Annotated in this window: 19 protein-coding genes and 1 riboswitch; of the genes, 11 read left to right on the top strand and 8 right to left on the bottom strand. The window is 46.3% G+C overall.

All coding sequences use genetic code 11. From position 1 onward, the window contains the following. The first annotated feature begins 72 nt into the window (after positions 1-72). The 6 genes from EV212_RS04005 to EV212_RS03980 all read left to right on the top strand — a co-directional run bounded on the left by EV212_RS04005 (position 73) and on the right by EV212_RS03980 (position 6,962). Positions 73-795, top strand: coding sequence for a polysaccharide deacetylase family protein (locus EV212_RS04005; protein WP_132089195.1), 723 nt, complete (start codon positions 73-75; stop codon positions 793-795). Between the two features lie 34 nt (positions 796-829). Continuing rightward, positions 830-1,744, top strand: coding sequence for a deoxyribonuclease IV (locus tag EV212_RS04000; RefSeq protein WP_132089192.1), 915 nt, complete (start codon positions 830-832; stop codon positions 1,742-1,744). Then, complete coding sequence (locus tag EV212_RS03995) at positions 1,741-3,003, top strand: O-acetylhomoserine aminocarboxypropyltransferase/cysteine synthase family protein (protein WP_132089189.1); 1,263 nt, start codon at positions 1,741-1,743, stop codon at positions 3,001-3,003. Before EV212_RS04000 ends, EV212_RS03995 begins: the two co-directional genes overlap by 4 nt. 68 nt (positions 3,004-3,071) lie before the next feature. Beyond that, positions 3,072-3,168: riboswitch (glycine riboswitch) on the top strand. After that, complete coding sequence (locus tag EV212_RS03990) at positions 3,169-4,575, top strand: alanine/glycine:cation symporter family protein (protein WP_132089186.1); 1,407 nt, start codon at positions 3,169-3,171, stop codon at positions 4,573-4,575. It begins immediately after the preceding riboswitch. Next, positions 4,575-5,480, top strand: a complete 906-nt coding sequence (locus EV212_RS03985; RefSeq protein ID WP_132089183.1) for a LysR family transcriptional regulator — start codon at positions 4,575-4,577, stop codon at positions 5,478-5,480. Before EV212_RS03990 ends, EV212_RS03985 begins: the two co-directional genes overlap by 1 nt. Before the next feature lie 126 nt (positions 5,481-5,606). Further along, positions 5,607-6,962 carry an acetyl-CoA hydrolase/transferase family protein gene (locus tag EV212_RS03980; RefSeq protein ID WP_132089180.1) on the top strand — a complete coding sequence of 452 codons (1,356 nt, stop codon included), beginning with the start codon at positions 5,607-5,609 and terminating at the stop codon, positions 6,960-6,962. Between the two features lie 137 nt (positions 6,963-7,099). Here EV212_RS03980 and EV212_RS03975 read toward each other — a convergent pair whose 3' ends face one another. The 8 genes from EV212_RS03975 to EV212_RS03940 form a co-directional block, all read right to left on the bottom strand. Beyond that, a complete protein-coding gene (locus EV212_RS03975) occupies positions 7,100-8,965 on the bottom strand; it encodes an ABC transporter ATP-binding protein (RefSeq protein WP_132089177.1) in 1,866 nt (621 codons plus the stop codon). Next, the gene (locus tag EV212_RS03970; protein ID WP_132089174.1) at positions 8,958-10,709 is read right to left on the bottom strand and encodes an ABC transporter ATP-binding protein; all 1,752 of its coding nucleotides are present in this window, start codon (positions 10,707-10,709) and stop codon (positions 8,958-8,960) included. Before EV212_RS03970 ends, EV212_RS03975 begins: the two co-directional genes overlap by 8 nt. 24 nt (positions 10,710-10,733) lie before the next feature. Beyond that, complete coding sequence (locus EV212_RS03965; RefSeq protein WP_132089171.1) at positions 10,734-11,171, bottom strand: MarR family winged helix-turn-helix transcriptional regulator; 438 nt, start codon at positions 11,169-11,171, stop codon at positions 10,734-10,736. A gap of 86 nt (positions 11,172-11,257) precedes the next feature. Then, entirely contained in the window at positions 11,258-11,983 is a 726-nt protein-coding gene (locus EV212_RS03960; RefSeq protein WP_132089168.1) for a PHP domain-containing protein, read from the bottom strand. After that, the gene (locus EV212_RS03955; RefSeq protein ID WP_132089165.1) at positions 11,980-12,315 is read right to left on the bottom strand and encodes a hypothetical protein; all 336 of its coding nucleotides are present in this window, start codon (positions 12,313-12,315) and stop codon (positions 11,980-11,982) included. Before EV212_RS03955 ends, EV212_RS03960 begins: the two co-directional genes overlap by 4 nt. Before the next feature lie 2 nt (positions 12,316-12,317). Continuing rightward, positions 12,318-13,733, bottom strand: a complete 1,416-nt coding sequence (locus EV212_RS03950) for a [Fe-Fe] hydrogenase large subunit C-terminal domain-containing protein (RefSeq protein WP_132089162.1) — start codon at positions 13,731-13,733, stop codon at positions 12,318-12,320. A gap of 24 nt (positions 13,734-13,757) precedes the next feature. Continuing rightward, entirely contained in the window at positions 13,758-14,189 is a 432-nt protein-coding gene (locus EV212_RS03945) for an ATP-binding protein (RefSeq protein WP_132089159.1), read from the bottom strand. After that, the gene (locus EV212_RS03940) at positions 14,179-14,535 is read right to left on the bottom strand and encodes a DRTGG domain-containing protein (RefSeq protein ID WP_132089156.1); all 357 of its coding nucleotides are present in this window, start codon (positions 14,533-14,535) and stop codon (positions 14,179-14,181) included. The genes EV212_RS03945 and EV212_RS03940 overlap by 11 nt, the downstream gene beginning before the upstream one ends. A 150-nt stretch (positions 14,536-14,685) precedes the next feature. Here EV212_RS03940 and EV212_RS03935 point away from each other — a divergent pair, with 150 nt between their 5' ends. From EV212_RS03935 to EV212_RS03915, 5 genes are read left to right on the top strand one after another with little or no spacing between them, the layout of a single operon-like run. Next, entirely contained in the window at positions 14,686-15,180 is a 495-nt protein-coding gene (locus EV212_RS03935; RefSeq protein WP_132089153.1) for an NADH-quinone oxidoreductase subunit NuoE family protein, read from the top strand. Between the two features lie 3 nt (positions 15,181-15,183). After that, positions 15,184-15,741 (top strand): ATP-binding protein, encoded by a 558-nt coding sequence (locus tag EV212_RS03930; protein WP_132089150.1) that lies wholly within the window; start codon positions 15,184-15,186, stop codon positions 15,739-15,741. Positions 15,742-15,760: 19 nt separating this feature from the next. After that, entirely contained in the window at positions 15,761-16,132 is a 372-nt protein-coding gene (locus EV212_RS03925) for a (2Fe-2S) ferredoxin domain-containing protein (RefSeq protein ID WP_132089147.1), read from the top strand. A 17-nt stretch (positions 16,133-16,149) separates the two neighbouring features. Beyond that, complete coding sequence (gene nuoF / locus EV212_RS03920) at positions 16,150-17,940, top strand: NADH-quinone oxidoreductase subunit NuoF (RefSeq protein WP_132089144.1); 1,791 nt, start codon at positions 16,150-16,152, stop codon at positions 17,938-17,940. A 14-nt stretch (positions 17,941-17,954) separates the two neighbouring features. Continuing rightward, positions 17,955-19,703, top strand: coding sequence for an NADH-dependent [FeFe] hydrogenase, group A6 (locus EV212_RS03915; RefSeq protein WP_132089141.1), 1,749 nt, complete (start codon positions 17,955-17,957; stop codon positions 19,701-19,703). Positions 19,704-19,714 lie beyond the last annotated feature (11 nt).

Raw genomic sequence — 19,714 nt, 5'->3', positions numbered from 1 at the left:
TGGGCCTGCGCTCCGCATAAGTGACATATCCGGTGAATATATTAATATGAAAAGTTTAAAGGAGCAGGAAGAATGAAAGAATTTCGTGTGCTCGTGGCGGCGCTGTGTATGCTTTTGTTATCTTTAACTGTGTCTGGCGTCAGAAATGTATCGGCGACTCCGGAGAGTTCAACTTATGATATTTATGAAGAAAGCGAACGGTTGGTGGCATTGACCTTTGATGACGGTCCAAAAGAAGGAAAGACAGATGCACTTTTGGATATGTTGAAAGAAAAAGGGGTTCATGCCACTTTTTTTATGATTGGGGCCCAGGTGGAGGAAAATCAGGAACTTGTCCGCCGTATGTACGAAGAGGGCCATCAAATCGGCATACATACTTACAGTCATGTGGATCTGGGCTGCTTGTCTGAGGCGGAGCAGAAGAAGGAAATCGAGAAATCAGAGGCGGCAATTGAAGCTGTCACAGGACAGAGTGGGTTTATGCTGAGACCGCCTTTTGGAAGAATAAATAAGAATCTGGAGGACTGGCTGGATCGTCCGATGATTTTATGGTCGGTGGACACGACGGACTGGACAGGAATAAGCGCTGAGAAAATAATTCGCGAAACGGCAGAAACCGTGAAAGACGGGGACATTATTCTGATGCATGATATATCAGAACATGGTCTGGAGGGAGCCGCCGGAATTATTGACGAATTACAGCGAATGGGTTATACTTTTTTAACAGTAGAGCAGTTGTTTGCGCGCCGAGATATCGAGCTGGAAAATGGTGTGGCTTACCGGCGGGCACGGTAGATAAATATACGGGATAATGAGATAAGGAGGGACTATGTTAAAAATAGGTTCCCATGTGGGAATGAGTGGAAAAGAAATGTTTTTAGGCTCGGCAAAGGAAGCCGTGTCCTATGGTGCCAATACCTTTATGGTGTATACGGGTGCACCCCAGAATACAAAGCGTAAGGATATCCGTGAACTGCGCATTGACGAAGGCTGGAATTATATGAGGGAACATGGAATTGATGAAATCGTTATTCATGCCCCCTATATTATTAATATGGCGAATACGATAAAGCCGGAGACCTTCGAATTGGCTGTGGATTTTATGAATCTGGAATTGAACCGGGCCGAGGCCATGGGCAGTCGGATTCTTATTGTTCATCCGGGAGCTCATGTGGGCGCAGGGGCCGAGGCGGGGATTGCCAAAATTGCAGAAGCGCTGAATGAGGTGCTGGATCGGGATGCCAGGGTTTATGTGGCATTGGAGACGATGGCGGGAAAGGGCAGTGAGATCGGCAGAAGTTTCGAGGAACTGGCCCAGATCTATGACAAGGTGACGTTTAACGACAAACTGCGTGTGTGTTTCGATACCTGCCATACAAGCGATGCTGGCTATGATATTATCAACGATTTTGACGGCGTCATGGAAAAATTTGACCGGATACTTGGCAAAGAGCAGATTGCCGTATTTCATATAAATGACAGTAAGAATGTACCTGGAGCGGGCAAGGACCGTCATGAGAATATTGGTTTCGGACATATTGGCTTCGAAGCCCTGAACCGGATCGTTCATCACAAGGATTTTGAAAATATACCGAAAATTCTGGAGACGCCCTATGTGGCTGATGCCAGTCAGCCGAAAAAATCCTGGGCGCCTTACCGGATGGAAATAGAAATGCTCCGTCAGGGAGTATTTGACCCTACATTAAAAGAAAAACTTGCAGAAAGCGGAGGAATGAAGTCATGAGAGACGAAACAAAATGTTTGCATTCAGGCTATACGCCAAAAAACGGGGAACCCAGGGTAATGCCGATCGTACAGAGCACGACCTATGTATTTGATTCGACGGAGCACATCGGACAGCTCTTTGATATGCCGACGGAATATATGTATTCCCGCTTTGCCAATCCGACAGTGGATGCAGTAGAGAAAAAGATTGCGGATCTGGAGGGCGGCGTTGGCGCTATGTGTACTTCCTCCGGACAGGCGGCCTCCCTGTTTTCAATTCTGAATCTTTGTAATGCGGGAGACAGCTTTATCAGTACGTCCACAATTTACGGCGGTACGGTCAATCTCTTTGCAGTCACCTTAAAGAAGCTTGGAATTGAATGTATTTTTGTGGATGCAGAAGCGGATGAAGAAACCATCCAGAAAGCTTTTAAGCCAAATACTCGCTGTGTATTCGGTGAAACTCTGGCAAATCCGGCATTGGCTGTTCTCGATATCGAAAAATTTGCAAAGATAGCTCATAAGAATGATGTGCCGCTTATTATTGACAATACATTTGCCACACCGATTCTCTGTAAACCGATTGAATTTGGCGCGGATATCGTTGTACATTCCACATCAAAATATATGGACGGACATGCGCTTCAGATTGGTGGTGTCATTGTCGACAGTGGTAAATTTAATTGGGCAAATGGCAAATTCCCTGAATTTACAGAGCCGGATGAATCCTATCATGGCGTAATTTACACAAAGGACTTTGGAGAGATGGCCTATATTATTAAAGCGCGGATGCAGCTTATGCGGGATTTTGGTGCTTATCCGGCAGCCCATTCGGCTTTTCTGCTGAATCTCGGTTTGGAAACACTGCCGATCCGTATGGAGCGTTACTGTGAGAATGCACTGAAAGTGGCCAGGTTTTTACAGGCTTCAGATAAAATCGAATCTGTCAGCTATGCGGCCCTTCCGGGGGATAAATATCATGAGCTGGCGAAGAAATATCTTCCGAAGGGAACCTGCGGTGTTATTTCCATTACGATCAAAGGCGGAAAAGCAGCGGCTGTCCGGTTTATGGATGGCTTAAAATTGGCTTCCAATGAAGTTCATGTAGCCGATATCCGTACTTGTGTACTCCATCCGGCCAGTGCGACCCATCGCCAGTTGACCGATGAGCAGCTGATCGCCGCTGGTGTGAATCCGGGTCTGATCCGCCTGTCGGTCGGCCTTGAAAATGTGGAGGATATCATCGCAGATTTGGAACAGAGCCTGAAGAATGTATAAATTTGTAAATAATAGATGAAAATTTCTTGTATGTCATTTTTCTTTATGCTATTCTAATAAATGGCTTTTAAGCCAACTCAGGAGAGACTCAGATTTTTGTGAGCGCCGAAGGTGTACGCAGCAGTCCGCTGCAATTCTCTCAGGCAAAAGGATGGAGGAAGAAAAATGTTACAACAAATCAACGAACTGATCAAGTGGATCGATGATGCCGTTTGGGGGTTGCCGTTAATCATTATGATTTTGACGACGGGGATTTACCTTACTGTTCGGCTGGGCTTACTTCAAATCCGACATTTGGGGAAAGCATTGAAGTTTATGGTGCAGAATGAGGAAGGTGGCGCGGGAGAGGTCAGCAGTTTCGGCGCCTTGTGTACGGCCCTCTCGGCAACTATCGGTACAGGAAATATTGTCGGTGTGGCTACGGCGATTGCTGCCGGCGGACCGGGAGCTTTATTCTGGATGGTAGTTGCAGCCTTGTTTGGTATGGCGACCAAGTATGCCGAAGGTCTTTTGGCTATTAAGTACCGGACGATTGATGCGGAAGGACATGTTCTCGGCGGACCGTTCTATTATATTGAAAACGGTATGGGTAAAAATTTCCGGTGGCTCGGAAAGATATTTGCTTTCTTTGGTGCCTGCGTCGGTCTTATGGGAATCGGTACTTTTACTCAGGTTAATGGTATCGCCTCAGCCACGAAGAACTTTTTTGACCCGGACATGCAGTCGACAGTGTCGCTTTTTGGTAATACATATTCGTGGGTGACTGTGATTACCTGCCTGGTACTTACAGTGGTCGTTGGAATGGTTGTCCTGGGTGGAATTAAACGTATTGCAAAAGTTTCGGAAATCATAGTTCCCTTCATGGCAGTTCTCTACGTGGTCTTTGCGTTGATCATTCTGATAACAAATGTGACAAAAATTCCGATGGCCATTGCGTTGATCGTAAAAACGGCTTTTACAGGCAGTGCGCTGGTCGGTGGGGCTGTAGGCACGATGGTCATTGCCATGCAGAAAGGTATTGCCAGAGGTATATTCTCAAATGAATCCGGCCTTGGTAGTGCGCCGATCGCTGCGGCTGCGGCTCAGACAAAAGAGCCGGTTCGTCAGGGGCTTGTATCTATGACGGGAACTTTCATTGATACGGTGCTTATCTGCAGCATGACAGGAATCTCGATTGTTTTGACCGGTGCCTGGCAGATTGAGGGGCTGGAGGGTGTTGAGATCACCAGTGCGGCTTTCCGAATGGGACTTCCGTTTCCGGCGGTGGTTTCGTCCTTCGTATTAATGCTGTGTCTGACATTTTTTGCGTTTACAACGATTCTCGGATGGAATTATTACGGGGAACGCTGTGTGGAATATTTGTTTAACAGGAATAAAAATGTTGTTACGACCTATCGCTGGCTGTACATTTTAGCCGTATTTATCGGACCATATATGACAGTGGAAGCGGTATGGAATATTGCAGATATATTTAATGCACTGATGGCCCTTCCAAACCTGATTGCTTTGATCGCTTTGAGCGGCGTGGTAGCCAGGGAGACAAGGGCGTACTTTAATAAAGAGGCGAAATAATGACATTACAGCAATTACGTCAGGTGATTACGATTGCGGATAGCGGGTCCATGAATGAAGCGGCCAAAAAATTGTTCATATCCCAGCCGGGTCTGTCGGCGACAGTGAAGGAGCTGGAACAGGAGATTGGCTTTAATCTTTTTGTCCGCTCTAACCGTGGCATTATTATTACGCCTGAGGGCGAGGAGTTTTTAGGCTATGCCCGTCAGGTCGATGAGCAGTATCGGTTGCTGGAGAATCGATATGTTGAAAAAAAATCAAAAAAGAAATTCAGTGTCTCTATGCAGCACTATTCCTTTGCGGTCAAAGCTTTTGTGGAGATGGTAAAGCAGACCGGCATGGATGAATATGAGTTTGCGGTCCATGAGACCCGGACCTGGGAAGTGATTGAAAATGTCAAGTTTTTTAAAAGCGAAATGGGTGTGCTTTATCTGAATGATTATAATGAACAGGTCATGCGGAAGATTTTTAAAGAGAATGGCCTGGAATTTACGGAGCTTTTTCAGTGCGAGACCTATGTCTATCTGTGGGGCGGACATCCGCTGGCGGACCAGCCTCAGATTTCCATGGAGGAGCTTCAGGACTATCCGTGTCTGGCCTTTGATCAGGGAAAAAACGGTGCGTTTTATTTCGCTGAAGAGATGAAGAGTACTTATGATTATAAGCAGATCATCCATGCGAATGATCGGGCTACGCTTTTGAATCTGATGATCGGTCTGAATGCTTACACCCTTTGTTCCGGCATTATTTGTGAAGAACTGAATGGTTCAGACTATAAGGCAGTGCCTTTGGTGGAAACAGAGAAAATGCGGATTGGATATATTAAGCGGAAAGATTCAAATATCAGTCCCATCGGCCAGATTTATATCCGGGAACTGGAGGCTTATCGGAAACGATTGTTATAGCAGGATACAGTCAGACAATTCGATTGTTTGGCTGTATTTTTTTTCAATATTGTGGGATCCGGATAGTTTCTGCTTGTGTTTGATGCGGCAGTGAAATATAATAATAGATAACAGGGGGTGGAAGATATGAATATTCTAGATTGGAAAGATATTTATGATTCGAAGGTCGTATCCGCAAAAGAGGCTATTGGTTATATTAAAAGCGGCGACCGGGTGGTGACCGGACATGCGGCAGGTGAGCCTACATATTTAATTGATACATTAGTAGATAACTATGAGATGTATGAAAATGTTGAAATCTGTCATCTTGTTTCTTTGGGTGAAGGTAAGTATACACGGCCTGAGATGAAGGGCCATTTTATTTTTAACGGCTTCTTCCTTGGAGCAGGAACCCGGGAAGCGGTAGCCCAGGGCTATGCCAATTACAGTCCGGGATTTTTTCATGAAATTCCAAAGCTTTTCCGCACGGAACTTCCGGTGGACGTAGCTCTTGTCATGGTAAGCCTTCCGGATAAACATGGATTCTGTTCTTTCGGAACATCCAGCGACTATACGAAACCGGTGGCCGACAGTGCAAAAATTGTTATTGCACAGGTTAATGAGTTTATGCCGAGAACCTTTGGCGGAAATCTGATTCATGTCCGTGATATTGATTTTATTGTGGAACATTCCGAACCGATTCTGGAACAGCAGCCCGCGAAGGTAAGTATTTTAGAACAGAAAATCGGAAAATATTGTTCTACACTGATTAAAGATGGGGATTGTCTCCAGCTTGGTATTGGTTCGATTCCTGAATCTGTTCTTCCATTTTTGTGGGATAGAAAGGATTTGGGACTCCATACAGAGATGGCTTCCGATGGTATTGTGGATTTGATGCTGGCAGGTATTATTAATAATAAGCGAAAAAAAGTGGAGCCGGGACGGAGTGTGATTACGTTTGTCATGGGTACACGGCGTCTGTATGATTTTATTGATGATAACCCGGAAATTTCCATGAATCCGGTCGATTATGTGAACGATCCGGTGACCATTGCAAAGAATGACAATGTGGTCTCCATCAATAGTTGTATTCAGGTCGATCTGATGGGACAGGTAGCCAGTGAAAGTATAGGGTTAAGACAGTTCAGCGGTGTCGGCGGCCAGGTAGACTTTGTGCGCGGTGCGGCTATGAGCAATGGCGGCCGGAGTATTATCGCCATGCTCTCAACGGCCAAAGGCGGAACGATCAGCCGAATCGTACCGTTTTTAGATCAGGGAGCGGCGGTGACGACCTCCCGGAATGACGTCCATTATGTCATTACCGAGTATGGAATCGCCCTTCTTAAAGGAAAGACTTTGAAGGAAAGAGCAAGGGCATTGATTAAGATCGCCCATCCGAAATTCCGGCAAGAGTTGAGAGAAGAGTATGAACGGCGTTTCCTTGAACCTTACGAATATGCGCCGGCAGTGCGCCGAAGCGTAAAGGAGACAGCGGAGGAATAGCTCCGGCCGGTTGTATTCTGCCGACTGCTGCGGTTGTTGGTAACTTCGTATCAAATATAAAAAATTCTTCTCCTGAGGAACCTGGTGAACGGTTCTCATGGAGAAGAATTTTTTGTTTATGCACAGGGAACAGAATTCTATTCCAATTCAAAGGCGCCCGTATAGAGCTGGTAGTATTTGCCTTTCTGAGCGATCAGGTCATCGTGCGGTCCGCGCTCGATAATATTACCCTGTTCCAGAACCATGATAACGTCCGAGTTCTGGACCGTGGAGAGCCGGTGAGCGATGACAAATACGGTCCGGCCAAGCATGAGCCGGTCCATACCCTTCTGGACAATGGCCTCGGTCCGGGTATCGATGGAGGAGGTGGCCTCATCCAGGATCATGACCGGTGGGTCGGCCACGGCCGCCCGGGCAATGGAGATCAACTGGCGCTGGCCCTGGGACAGACCAGAACCATCACCGGAAAGGACGGTGTCATATCCTTGTGGAAGACGTCGTATAAAGCTGTCCGCATTGGCCAGCTTGGCGGCGGCGATACATTCTTCGTCAGTAGCATTAAGGTTGCCATAACGAATGTTTTCCATGACGGTTCCGGTAAAGAGGTTGACGTCCTGCAAAACGATACCGAGGGAACGGCGGAGATCAGCTTTTTTGATCTTATTGATATTGATGCCGTCGTAACGGATCTTGCCGTCAGCAATATCATAAAAACGATTGATCAGGTTAGTAATCGTTGTTTTACCGGCGCCCGTAGCTCCGACAAAAGCTACTTTCTGTCCGGGTTCGGCGTAAAGGGTGATATTGTGGAGAACAATTTTTTCCTCCGTATATCCGAAGTCCACATCATAAAAGCGAACTTCGCCTTTCAATTCTTCGTAACGGAAGCTGCCGTCACCATTTGGCACTTTCCATGCCCAAAGTTCGGTACGGCGATCCACCTCTTCCAATTCCCCATTTTTATACCGGACATTGACAAGTGTCACTTCACCATCATCTTCTTCGGAAACTTCGTCCATTAATTTAAAAATACGGTCTGCGCCGGCCAGAGCCATAATGACGGCATTTAACTGCTGAGAGATCTGACTGATCGGTCCGTTAAAGGATTTGGTCAGCTGAAGGAAAGAAGCGATGGCACCCAATGTCAGACCACTGACGCCATTCAGAGCCAGAGCACCGCCGATGATGGCGACGAGAACATACTGGAGGTGTCCAAGGTTGTTCATGATTGGCATGAGGATGTTGGCAAACATATTGGCCGCTGTCGAATCTTTGCAGAGTCCGGCATTTTTTTCATCAAAGACCTTTTCGGCGGCTTCTTCATGACAGAAAACCTTGATGACTTTCTGACCATTGATCATTTCTTCGATATAACCGTTGACATCGCCGATCGATGCCTGCTGATGGATGAAATAGGTACTGCTTCGGCCAGCCACAAATTTCGTAATATTTAAAATAAAAGTAATGCAGATAACAATGACCAGAGTCAGCCATACATTGACGGACAGCATGGCGCAGAAAACAGAAATAACCGTGATCAGGGATGAAAACATCTGAGGAATACTCTGAGAGATCATCTGACGCAGTGTGTCCGTATCGTTGGTATAGTGGCTCATGATATCGCCGTGGGTGTGGGTATCGAAATATCGGATGGGCAGTGTCTGCATATGGGAAAACATGGTGTCACGGATTTCTTTTAAAACGCCCTGAGCAATCGATACCATGATTCGGTTATAGAGGAACGTGCATATAATTCCCACGGCATAAATGCAGGCCATGGTGATGATGGATTTTAAAAGGGCATCAAATACCGGATTTGCCTCCAGAAGCAATGGTGTGATATAGCTGTCGATCAGGGTCTGCAGATATAAGGATGAGGCAACGCTGGTCAGAGCGCTCACCAATATACATACGAGAACGAAGAAAAAACGCAGCTTATAATGAAAAATGTAGGAGAGCAGACGCTTTATTGTGTTTGAAGATACTTTTGGTCGTTTATTCATGGTCGTTTCCTCCTTTCACTTGTGATGCGTAAACTTCCTGATAAATCGGGTTGGATGCCAGCAGCTCTTCGTGATTTCCGATGGCATTGATCTCTCCGTCATCCATGATAATGATTTTGTCTGCGTGTTCCACAGAAGAAATCCGTTGTGCAATGATAATTTTTGTTGTCTCCGGGATTTCGGTCAGGAAGGCACGCTGAATTAATGCATCGGTCTTGGTGTCCACTGCACTGGTGGAGTCATCCATAATAAGTATTTTCGGCTTTTTAAGCAGAGCCCGGGCGATACAGAGACGCTGTTTCTGGCCGCCGGAAACGTTGCTTCCGCCCTGCTCAATATATGTGTCATAGCCGTCCGGAAAGGTTCGGATGAAGTCATCGGCCTGGGCCAGCTGGCAGGCATGAATCAATTCCTCGTCTGTGGCCTCGGCATTTCCCCACCGAAGATTTTCTCTGATCGTTCCTGAAAAGAGAACATTTTTCTGGAGGACCATGGCGACGTTGTCACGGAGAACTTCCAGATCGTAATCCCGAACATCTGTGCCGCCTACCCGGACATTTCCAATGGTGGCGTCATAGAGACGTGGAATAAGCTGAACCAGGCTTGATTTACCGGAACCTGTGCCGCCGATGATTCCCACTGTTTCACCGGAAGCAATGTGCAGATGGATATTTTTCAGACAGAGTTTATCCGGATTTTTAGAATAACTAAAGCTTACATTCTCAAAATCGATCGAACCGTCGGAAATGGCCATTACCGGTTGTTCCGGGGAAGTAATATCCGATGTTTCATCCAGAATCTCCACAATACGTTCGGCGGAAGCCTTGGACATGGTGATCATGACAAATACCATAGAGAGCATCATCAGACTCATGAGAATCTGCATCAGGTATACGAACAGGCTCATCAGTTCGCCGGTACTTAAGCCTACAGCAGCGTCGTTGCCGGAGGCCACGATCATTCGGGCGCCGAACCAGGAGATAAAGAGCATACTGCCGTAAACACAAATCTGCATGAGCGGCATATTGAAGGCAAGATTTTTCTCAGCGTGACTGAAATCATTATAAATATCCTGAGAAATATCTTTGAATTTTTTTATTTCGTGATCTTCACGGACGAAGGATTTGACAACCCGGATACCGTGCAGATTTTCCTGAACCACATTGTTTAGTTTGTCGTAAGTTTTAAATACCCGTTCAAAGATCGGATGGGTCCGGGTCATGATGAAATAAAGTCCGATGCCAAGAATCGGGATACAGGCCAGAAAGACAAATGCAAGGGGTCCGGCGACTTTAAAGGCCATGACCATGGCGGCGATCATCATGATTGGTGAACGGACGGCCGTTCGTATGATCATCTGGTATGCATTCTGTACGTTGGTGACATCGGTTGTCAGACGGGTGACAATACTGGCTGTGGAGAACTTATCAATATTGGCAAATGAAAAGTTCTGCACATTATAGTACATATCCCTGCGCAGGTTTTTGGCAAATCCGGATGAGGCAATGGCAGCACTGCGGCCGGAAAAAAAACCGAGGGATAAAGAGACGAGGGCGCATACAACGAGTATGGCGCCGGTCCGGAGAATATAATTCATATTACCGGCATCAATACCGGAATCAATTAATTTGGACATCAGAAATGGAATGATGACCTCAAAAATAACTTCACCGGTAACAAAGATCGGTGCCAGGAAAGAATCTTTCTTATATTCCCGGATGCTTTTCATTAAGTGTTTAATCATAAGATACCTCCTGTTTTTAGTGAATTATTGAATATTTTTTTTGAATTTTTCCATGACTTGAAAGAACATTTGCAGTTCTTCTTCGGTAACTCCCTGACGGAGCAGACGTTCCGTTTCCTGCTGATCTCTTTCAATGGCGGCCTGGAGTTTTTTTCCATTGGGTGTCAGTACCAGCTTTTTAAGTCGTGCGTCGTTGGGAACCGTTTCGCGGCGAATCAGCCCCTTTGTTTCCATCAGGCGGATGACTTTTGAAACCGTTGAACGGCGGATGCAGAAATCATTTTCAATATCTTTTTGATAAATGTCCCGGTCCGAGTGGTAAGCCAGATAATTTAAGATCCAGCCATTATTCCGGGTGACATTATCATCCATATGAGAAAAAGCATCGGAATGTTCCATGCGGCGTTTCATCAGGTTGGATAAACTGTGAAGCTGAAACCCGATATCTGTTGTGTGGGGCATAAAATTCCTCCTTAAAAAAAATGTTAGACACCAAACAGTTCGATGTCTAACATATTATACAGAAAACCTGTTTACTTGTCAACAGGTTATTTTTTGTCTTTAAATTTTAATGCTTTGATAATTTCTGCAGCAGAGAGGCCCGTCACATCAATGGTATGTTCCGGTTCATTGATATGTTCAAGATAATGCGCATCCGAATTACTGATAATCCGGCACCGGCTTAAATAGAGCTGGGTGTCCAGAAGCCCGGACAGTTTATTCAAATCCCTTACTTCCGCACAGGTAAATTGGCTGTCTGGTGGAATAAATCCAAGGTTGGCGATCAGACTGTTGGTTGTTTTATCGATATGGGCCGGAATCATAATGCCATTTCGTTCTTCTGTCAGCGCAAAGACTTCATCAAAACGGATGGAGGTGTTACAGAGCAGAAGATTAGGTTCTTTTCCGATAATATCATCGATATCATTATACAGGAGCTGCTCACCGAATATTTTTTCTTTGTTTGGAATTTTCAGCATTTTGTCATAAACGTAACCGTCAAAATCCATGGCTGTATATAAATCAGGAAAAAGGCAGACAACATGGACTTCTTCTTCCGTACACAACTCCATACCGGGCAGAGCGATCACGCCGTATTCTTCGGCCATTTTCATGGTCGGAGCGCAGTTACGGCAGGAGTTGTGATCGGTGACAGCAATCACATCCAGTCCTTTGACAGCGGCCATACCGGCAATATTGGCAGGAGTCATGTCATTATCTCCGCAGGGAGACAGGCAGGAATGGATGTGCAGGTCATAGGTAAGCCGCATCATGGGTTCAGTTGCTGATAAATACTCAGCGCTGCATTAAAAACAGGGAGTCCGGTGGTAAACAGGGTGATTCCCTGCATTTTCGCTTTGGCGAGGGTGACTTCATCCACGGAAGTATCTTCGGCCAGAATGATACAGGCGGTATCGGTCAGTGAAGCGACGGCCAGAGTATTGATATTTGACATAACCGTGACCCAGGCACAGCCGGCCGGTGCCTTACCCATGGCAATACTTAACAGATCACAGCAGAATGGCCCGGTGATGTCCCTGTTCAGGTCATCACCGGCATTTATTAATTGAAACAGATTTGTATTGATTAAATCCTGTACGGTCATTGTCATTCATCCTTATCTTCTTTATTAAGGTTCAGCGCGGCATCCAGAAGAGATATATCGGAAAGCAGTGTCTTCAGATACTGTTTAAATATGTAACGATAGTCGTTTCCTTTCATTTCATAGGCAGAAGCGCTGTTGACCAGAGAATTCATACTGCGGGTCAGAGAGTGAATCTGGTCTTTCAATATATGAATACAATAGGTTTCGTTGGCTTTTCCACGGACAATATCTTCGGCCAGAGCTTTGCAAGTCGGAGCGCCACAGGCGCCGCAGTCCAGTCCCGGGAATTTCTGGCAGAGCCGCTCAACCCGGTTCATCATCATGATGCTTTCTTTCATGGAATCTCCGAGACGGAATACTGGCAGATATTCAACTTCTTCGGTCCAGTAAATCTCTTCTTCGGTTAAGTCGGCAGGTGCGTGGGTGACCACTTCCGGCAGATGGCGATTCAGTTTTTTGAGTTTTGCCTGGGCAACGTATGGATTTTCTACAGTGAGTACACCACCGACGCAGCCGCCGTCGCAGGAGTTTAATTCAATAAAAGATAAGTTGGAAAATTTTTCATCCTCCAGATCCTCCAGAACGCGTATGACATTATCAATACCGTCTGCTGCAAGATAGTTATCGGTGACGATGCCGGCGGCCTCACCCCCGTGACTTCCCCAACCAACGCCAATCTGACCGGCCCGTGACAGATTCATCGGTGATTTTTCCGCTTCCAACATAAGTGGCAGGAGAAGTGGATAGATATCTTTGATGGCCAGCACACCATCAATGGCGCTTTTCTCTGTTCCCAAAGGTTCTTTGGCATAGGCAACTTTGGAAGGACATGGAGAAATGAAAATGATACCGATATCTTCCGGAGCAATTCCGGCTTTTTCGGCTGCATATTTACGGGCTAATCGGGCGGCCACCTCTACCGGAGGATTGATCGGCAGCAGATGGTCAATGAGATTCGGAAAACGTACACGAATCAAACGGACAACAGAAGGACAGGCTGTACTGATCAACGGCCACTTTTCCGGGTGTTCGTCAATATATTTGTGGGATACTTCCGAGACGATCTCCGCAGCAGAAGCCACCTCAAAAACATCGTCAAAGCCCATGTAGATCAGGGCGGTCAGTAAGATGTTGATATCGTCTAAATTGTTGAACTGGCTGTATAGAGACGGTGCCGGAAGAGCTACGGTATATTTAAAATTGCTGAGAATATCCGGTCGGTCATAATTGCTGCGTTTTGCATGATGGGCACAAATGCGTATACATTCGCCGCAGTCAATGCAAAATTGGCTTGTGATCACGGCTTTACCGTTACGGACACGAATCGCTTGTGTCGGACAACGTTTAATGCAATTGATACAGCCGTTACACAATTCTTCATTTAAATAGACGGAGTGGAAGAACTTATGATTATTCATAAACGCACCCTCTTTTCTCAATATTTATTCCGGCATATTTACCGTCATGATCACGGTCGTTCCCTGACCAAGTACAGTCTGGATATCCATAGTATCCGAATTTTTTTTCATATTCGGCAGTCCCATACCGGCGCCAAAGCCGAGGGAACGAACATCATCCGGAGCAGTGGAGTAACCGGCCTGCATGGCCTTGTCAATATCTTCAATGCCGGGACCAACATCTTTTAATTCCATATGGATGGTATCCGGTGTGATGTCGACAAAAATATCACCGCCATTGGCATGAATGACCATGTTGATCTCGCCTTCATACATGGCAATCGCTACTTTGCGGATGATTTCCGGCGGGACCCCCAGTTTTTTTAATTTGTTTTTTACGTCGCTGCTTGCTTCACCAGCCCGGGTAAAGTCTGTCGGCGATACATGATATTTTAAAGACATGAGACTATTTTCCATGGGAAGCACCTCCCCGCAGTCCGGCCTCATAGAGAAGGCCGCAGGTTGAAAACATTGGCAGAGATGTGGCGAGCAGACATATATTCCGCTCTGCCGCCATTTGAATCATGGCATCATCCGGCTGTTTGTCCCGCACCATGATGACACAGACAATGTCCATCATTTCAGCAGTGCGCAGCACCTGGGGATTACAAAGACCAGTGATAAGAACTGCCTGATTATCAACATGGGCAAGGACATCACTCATCATATCCGAGCCGCAGGCAGTAAAAACTTCACGATCGAGCATGTCTTCTCCGCCCAATACACGGGCGTTTAATAATTTTTTTATGGATTGAACTGTCATATTGCTCCTCCTGATTCTAGGGATTGTACCAATTAGTATAATTATATCATGTAATTATAAAAATTGTATATTGTTTTTAGCAAATATATAGAAATTTCACAAAAATAGTGGTATAATGAATTACCAGATTTTAATTAAGGGGTGATTATTTTGGGAAGTAAGAAACAGAGCGTTCCGTTTACCGGAACAGCAGAGCAGAAGGAGGCATTGCTTTCTGTGATTCATGAGCTCCGGGGAGAAAGGGGATCCCTGATGCCGATCATGCAGAAAGCTCAGGAAATTTATGGCTATCTGCCAATCGAAGTGCAGACGATGATTTCCGATGAATTACATGTGCCTCTGGAAAAGATTTATGGTGTGGCAACCTTTTATTCGCAGTTTGCTTTGAATCCAAAAGGACGTTATCAGATTTCTGTCTGTCTTGGAACAGCCTGCTATGTCAAAGGATCCGGAGATATATATAATAAGTTGATGGATCTGCTTGGCATTGTCGGCGGCGAATGTACACCGGATGGAAAGTTTTCTCTGGATGCCTGTCGCTGCGTTGGCGCCTGTGGCCTGGCACCGGTCATGATGATCAACGACGAGGTTTACGGACGTCTGTCTGTGGATGATGTTGAAGCCATTCTGGCGAAGTATGATTAAGTTATGATGACAGAGATTTCCTTAAATATTCTTGATGTGGCGGAAAATTCTACCAGGGCCAAAGCTTCACTTGTAGAGATTAGTGTGTTGGTAGACACACGGGCCGACCGGCTGACCATCATCATTAAGGATGATGGCTGTGGAATGACAGAAGAGCAGCTCAGGCAGGTGGAGGATCCATTTTTTACGACGCGGACAACACGAAAAGTGGGCCTTGGAGTTCCCTTCTTTAAGATGGCGGCGCTCAGTGCGGATGGAGATTTTTGCATTGATTCAAAAGTCGGTGAAGGGACCCGTGTTCAGGCAGAGTTTCGCCTGGATCATATTGACAGGATGCCTTTGGGAGATATCAGCGGGACGATTTATACACTGATTCATTTTCATCCCGAGGTGGATTTTTGTTATACCTATCGGTATGATGACAGGGAATTTGTTCTGGATACGCGGCAGATGAAGGACATTCTCGGCGGCATTCCTCTGGATACGCCGGAGGTGGCCGAGTACATACGGGAATATTTGACGGAGAATAAAGTGGACGTGGATGGCGGAGCCATCATTTGAATAGGAGGTAGCTATTATTATGAAATCGCTTGAAGAATTAAAAGCTATTCGTGAGAAGATGCAGGGAAAAGTCGGCATGCGCTCCGAGGATTCAGGACAGACCCGGGTAATCGTCGGCATGGCGACCTGCGGCATTGCCAGCGGCGCAAGACCAGTATTGAATGTGTTATCCGATGAGGTCCAAAAACGTGGTATGAGCAACGTGGTTGTAACTCAGACCGGATGTATCGGTCTGTGCCAGTATGAGCCGATCGTTGAGGTGCTTGAACCAGGCAAAGAAAAAGTAACCTATGTGAAGATGAACGTGGATAAGGCCATGGAGATGCTGGAACAGCATCTGGTTCGTGGCCATGTATTAGGAAAATATACATTAAACGAAACAAAATTATAGTCAGGAGGTAGCGTTCTATGTATCGTGCGCATGTTCTGGTATGCGGTGGCACAGGATGTACGTCCTCCGGCAGCCAGAGAATTTTAGAAAGATTAAAAAGAGAACTTGATAAACAGGGATTGACTAAAGAGGTATCCGTTGTACAGACTGGATGCCATGGTTTGTGTGCTCTCGGCCCGATCATGGTTGTTTATCCGGAAGCCGTTTTTTATTCCATGGTAAAGGAAGATGATATTCCGGAGATCGTCGAAGAACACCTGCTCAAAGGCCGTGTTGTCAAACGTCTTGTTTATGATGAGACATTAACGGATGAAGGCGTAAAATCCCTTGCAGAAACAGACTTTTATAAAAAGCAGCATCGGATTGCCCTGCGTAACTGTGGTGTGATCAATCCGGAAAATATTGATGAATATATCGGAACGAACGGTTATGAAGCTCTTGGCCGGGTGCTTACTGAGATGACGCCGGATGAGGTTATTCAGATTATTCTGGACAGTGGTCTTCGCGGCCGTGGCGGTGCCGGTTTCCCGACAGGCTTGAAATGGAAATTTGCTTCCTCCAATCGGGGCGAAGTTCAGAAATACGTCTGTTGCAACGCTGACGAAGGTGACCCGGGGGCATTCATGGATCGTTCCGTTTTGGAAGGCGATCCGCATGTTGTTCTGGAGGCTATGGCCATCGCCGGTTATGCGATCGGGGCAGATCAGGGATATATCTATGTTCGTGCAGAGTATCCGATCGCCGTAAAACGTCTGGAAATTGCCATTAATCAGGCAAGAGAATATGGCCTGCTTGGTAAAGATATTTTTGGAACAGGCTTTAACTTTGATATTGATTTACGTCTGGGCGCTGGCGCTTTTGTCTGTGGTGAAGAGACCGCCCTTATGGTTTCCATCGAAGGTAACCGTGGTGAGCCGAGACCGAGACCGCCGTTCCCGGCTGTCAAAGGTTTATTTGCCAGCCCGACGATTCTGAATAATGTTGAAACCTATGCAAACATTCCTCAGATCATTTTGAACGGTGCCGAATGGTTTGCATCCATGGGTACGGAAAAATCCAAAGGAACAAAGGTATTTGCCCTTGGCGGTAAGATCAATAATACGGGTCTCGTGGAGATTCCGATGGGAACGACGCTGCGTACGGTTGTCGAAGAGATCGGCGGCGGTATTCCGAACGGCAAGAAATTTAAAGCAGCTCAGACCGGCGGTCCATCCGGCGGATGTATTCCGGCAGAGCATTTTGATATTCCGATTGATTATGATAACCTGATAGAGATTGGTTCCATGATGGGTTCCGGCGGCCTGATCGTCATGGACGAAGATAACTGTATGGTCGATATCGCCAAATTCTTCCTGGAATTTACGGTCGATGAGTCCTGTGGTAAATGTACGCCGTGTCGTGTCGGTACAAAGCGTATGTATGAGATTCTGGATAAGATTACCAAAGGTCAGGGAACGCTGGAGGATCTGGATCGTCTGGAGGAGCTGGCTTACTATATTAAAGATAATTCCCTCTGTGGTCTTGGACAGACTGCACCGAATCCGGTACTTTCTACCCTTCGTTATTTCAGAGATGAGTATGTGGCTCATGTTGTGGATAAGCATTGTCCGGCCGGCGTCTGTAAAGCACTTCTGTCTTATCATATTGATGCAGATAAGTGCCGCGGCTGTACGCTCTGCGCACGGACCTGTCCGGCTGGAGCAATCGAAGGCAAGGTGAAGGAACCACATATGATTCATCAGGATAAGTGTATCAAGTGTGGTGCATGTATGGAAAAATGCCGCTTTGGCGCAATTTATAAAGAGTAATGGAGGGCAGAGAGATGGGCGATATTACAATTAAAATTAATGGTATGGATGTAACCGCTCCGGCTGGCTCCACGATTCTTGAGGCGGCCAGACTGGCGCATATTGAAATTCCAACTTTATGTTATTTAAAAGAGATTAATGAAATCGGCGCCTGCCGTATGTGTGTCGTTGAAGTGAAAGGAGCAAGAACGCTGGTAACCGCCTGTGTTTATCCAATCAACGAGGGCATGGAAGTATGGACCAATACACCGAAGGTTGTTGAGTCACGGAAAAAGACATTGCAGCTTCTTCTTTCCAATCACCGGAAAGAATGTCTTTCCTGTGTCCGCAGTGGAAATTGTGAATTACAGCAGCTCTGCCGGGATTTGGGCGTAACTGATGAGCAAAAATATGACGGTGAGATGCTTGAGAGTGTAATCGATACATCTGCTGCGCATATGATTCGTGATAACAGCAAATGTATTCTCTGCCGACGCTGCGTGGCTGTCTGTGAAAAGGTCCAGGGAATTGGCGTCATCGGAGCCAATGAGCGTGGCTTTAAAACCTATATCGGTTCCGCCTTTGACATGGGACTTGGCGAGACAAGCTGTGTATCCTGTGGACAGTGTATTGCAGTCTGTCCAACGGGGGCGTTGAGAGAGAAAGATTATATTGACGAAGTTCTTGAAGCTATTGCAGATCCGGAGAAGTATGTTTGTGTTCAGACAGCTCCCGCCGTGCGTGCCGCTCTTGGTGAAGAGTTTGGTTATCCGATGGGAACCGATGTGGAAGGCAAGATGGCAGCAGCCCTTCGGAGAATTGGTTTTGATAAAGTTTTTGATACAGATTTCAGTGCAGATTTAACTATTATGGAGGAAGCTCATGAATTCCTTGACCGGGTACAGAACGGCGGCGTTCTTCCGATGATCACTTCTTGTTCACCGGGATGGATTAAATACTGTGAGCATTATTTTCCGGATATGACGGAGAATCTGTCGTCCTGTAAGTCTCCGCAGCAGATGTTCGGCGCTGTGTTAAAAACCTATTATGCGGAAAAGATGGGGATTGATCCGAAGAATATTGTCAGTGTCAGCATCATGCCATGTACTGCAAAGAAATTCGAAATCGGCCGTCCGGATCAGAGTGCAGCCGGAGTGCCGGATGTAGATTATGCTATGACGACCCGTGAGCTTGCACGTATGATCAAGCGTCTTGGCATCCGGTTTAATGAGCTGCCGGATGAAGGTTTTGATGATCCATTGGGAGAATCGACAGGTGCGGCCGTTATCTTCGGCGCTACCGGCGGTGTTATGGAAGCGGCCCTTCGTACTGCAGTGGAAACGCTGACCGGTGAAGAACTTCCGAACCCGGATTTTGTCGATGTCCGTGGAACAAAGGGTATCAAAGAAGCCTCCTATAATGTGGCAGGTATGGACGTAAAGGTTGCCGTAGCTTCCGGCCTTGGAAATGCACGGGAGCTGCTTGAAAAAGTGAAATCCGGAGAAGCAGATTACCACTTTATCGAAATTATGGGTTGCCCGGGTGGTTGTGTCAACGGTGGCGGCCAGCCTCAGGTATCCGGATCTGTCCGCAATACAGTGGATGTTCAGGGAATCCGTGCAAAAGTGCTGTATGATAATGATGCGGCAAAGACAATCCGTAAATCTCATGAGAATCCTTCCATCAAAAAGGTTTATGAAGAGTATTTTGGAGAGCCGGGAAGTCATAAGGCCCATGAAGTGCTTCATACAACCTATGTAAAACGGAGTGTCAACGGAAACTAAATGATTCATAC

The sequence above is a fragment of the Frisingicoccus caecimuris genome (assembly GCF_004340975.1).
GTDB lineage: Bacteria > Bacillota > Clostridia > Lachnospirales > Lachnospiraceae > Frisingicoccus > Frisingicoccus caecimuris.
The sequence above is the reverse complement of the archived record's forward strand: the minus strand, read 5'-3'. Positions and strand labels throughout refer to the sequence as shown.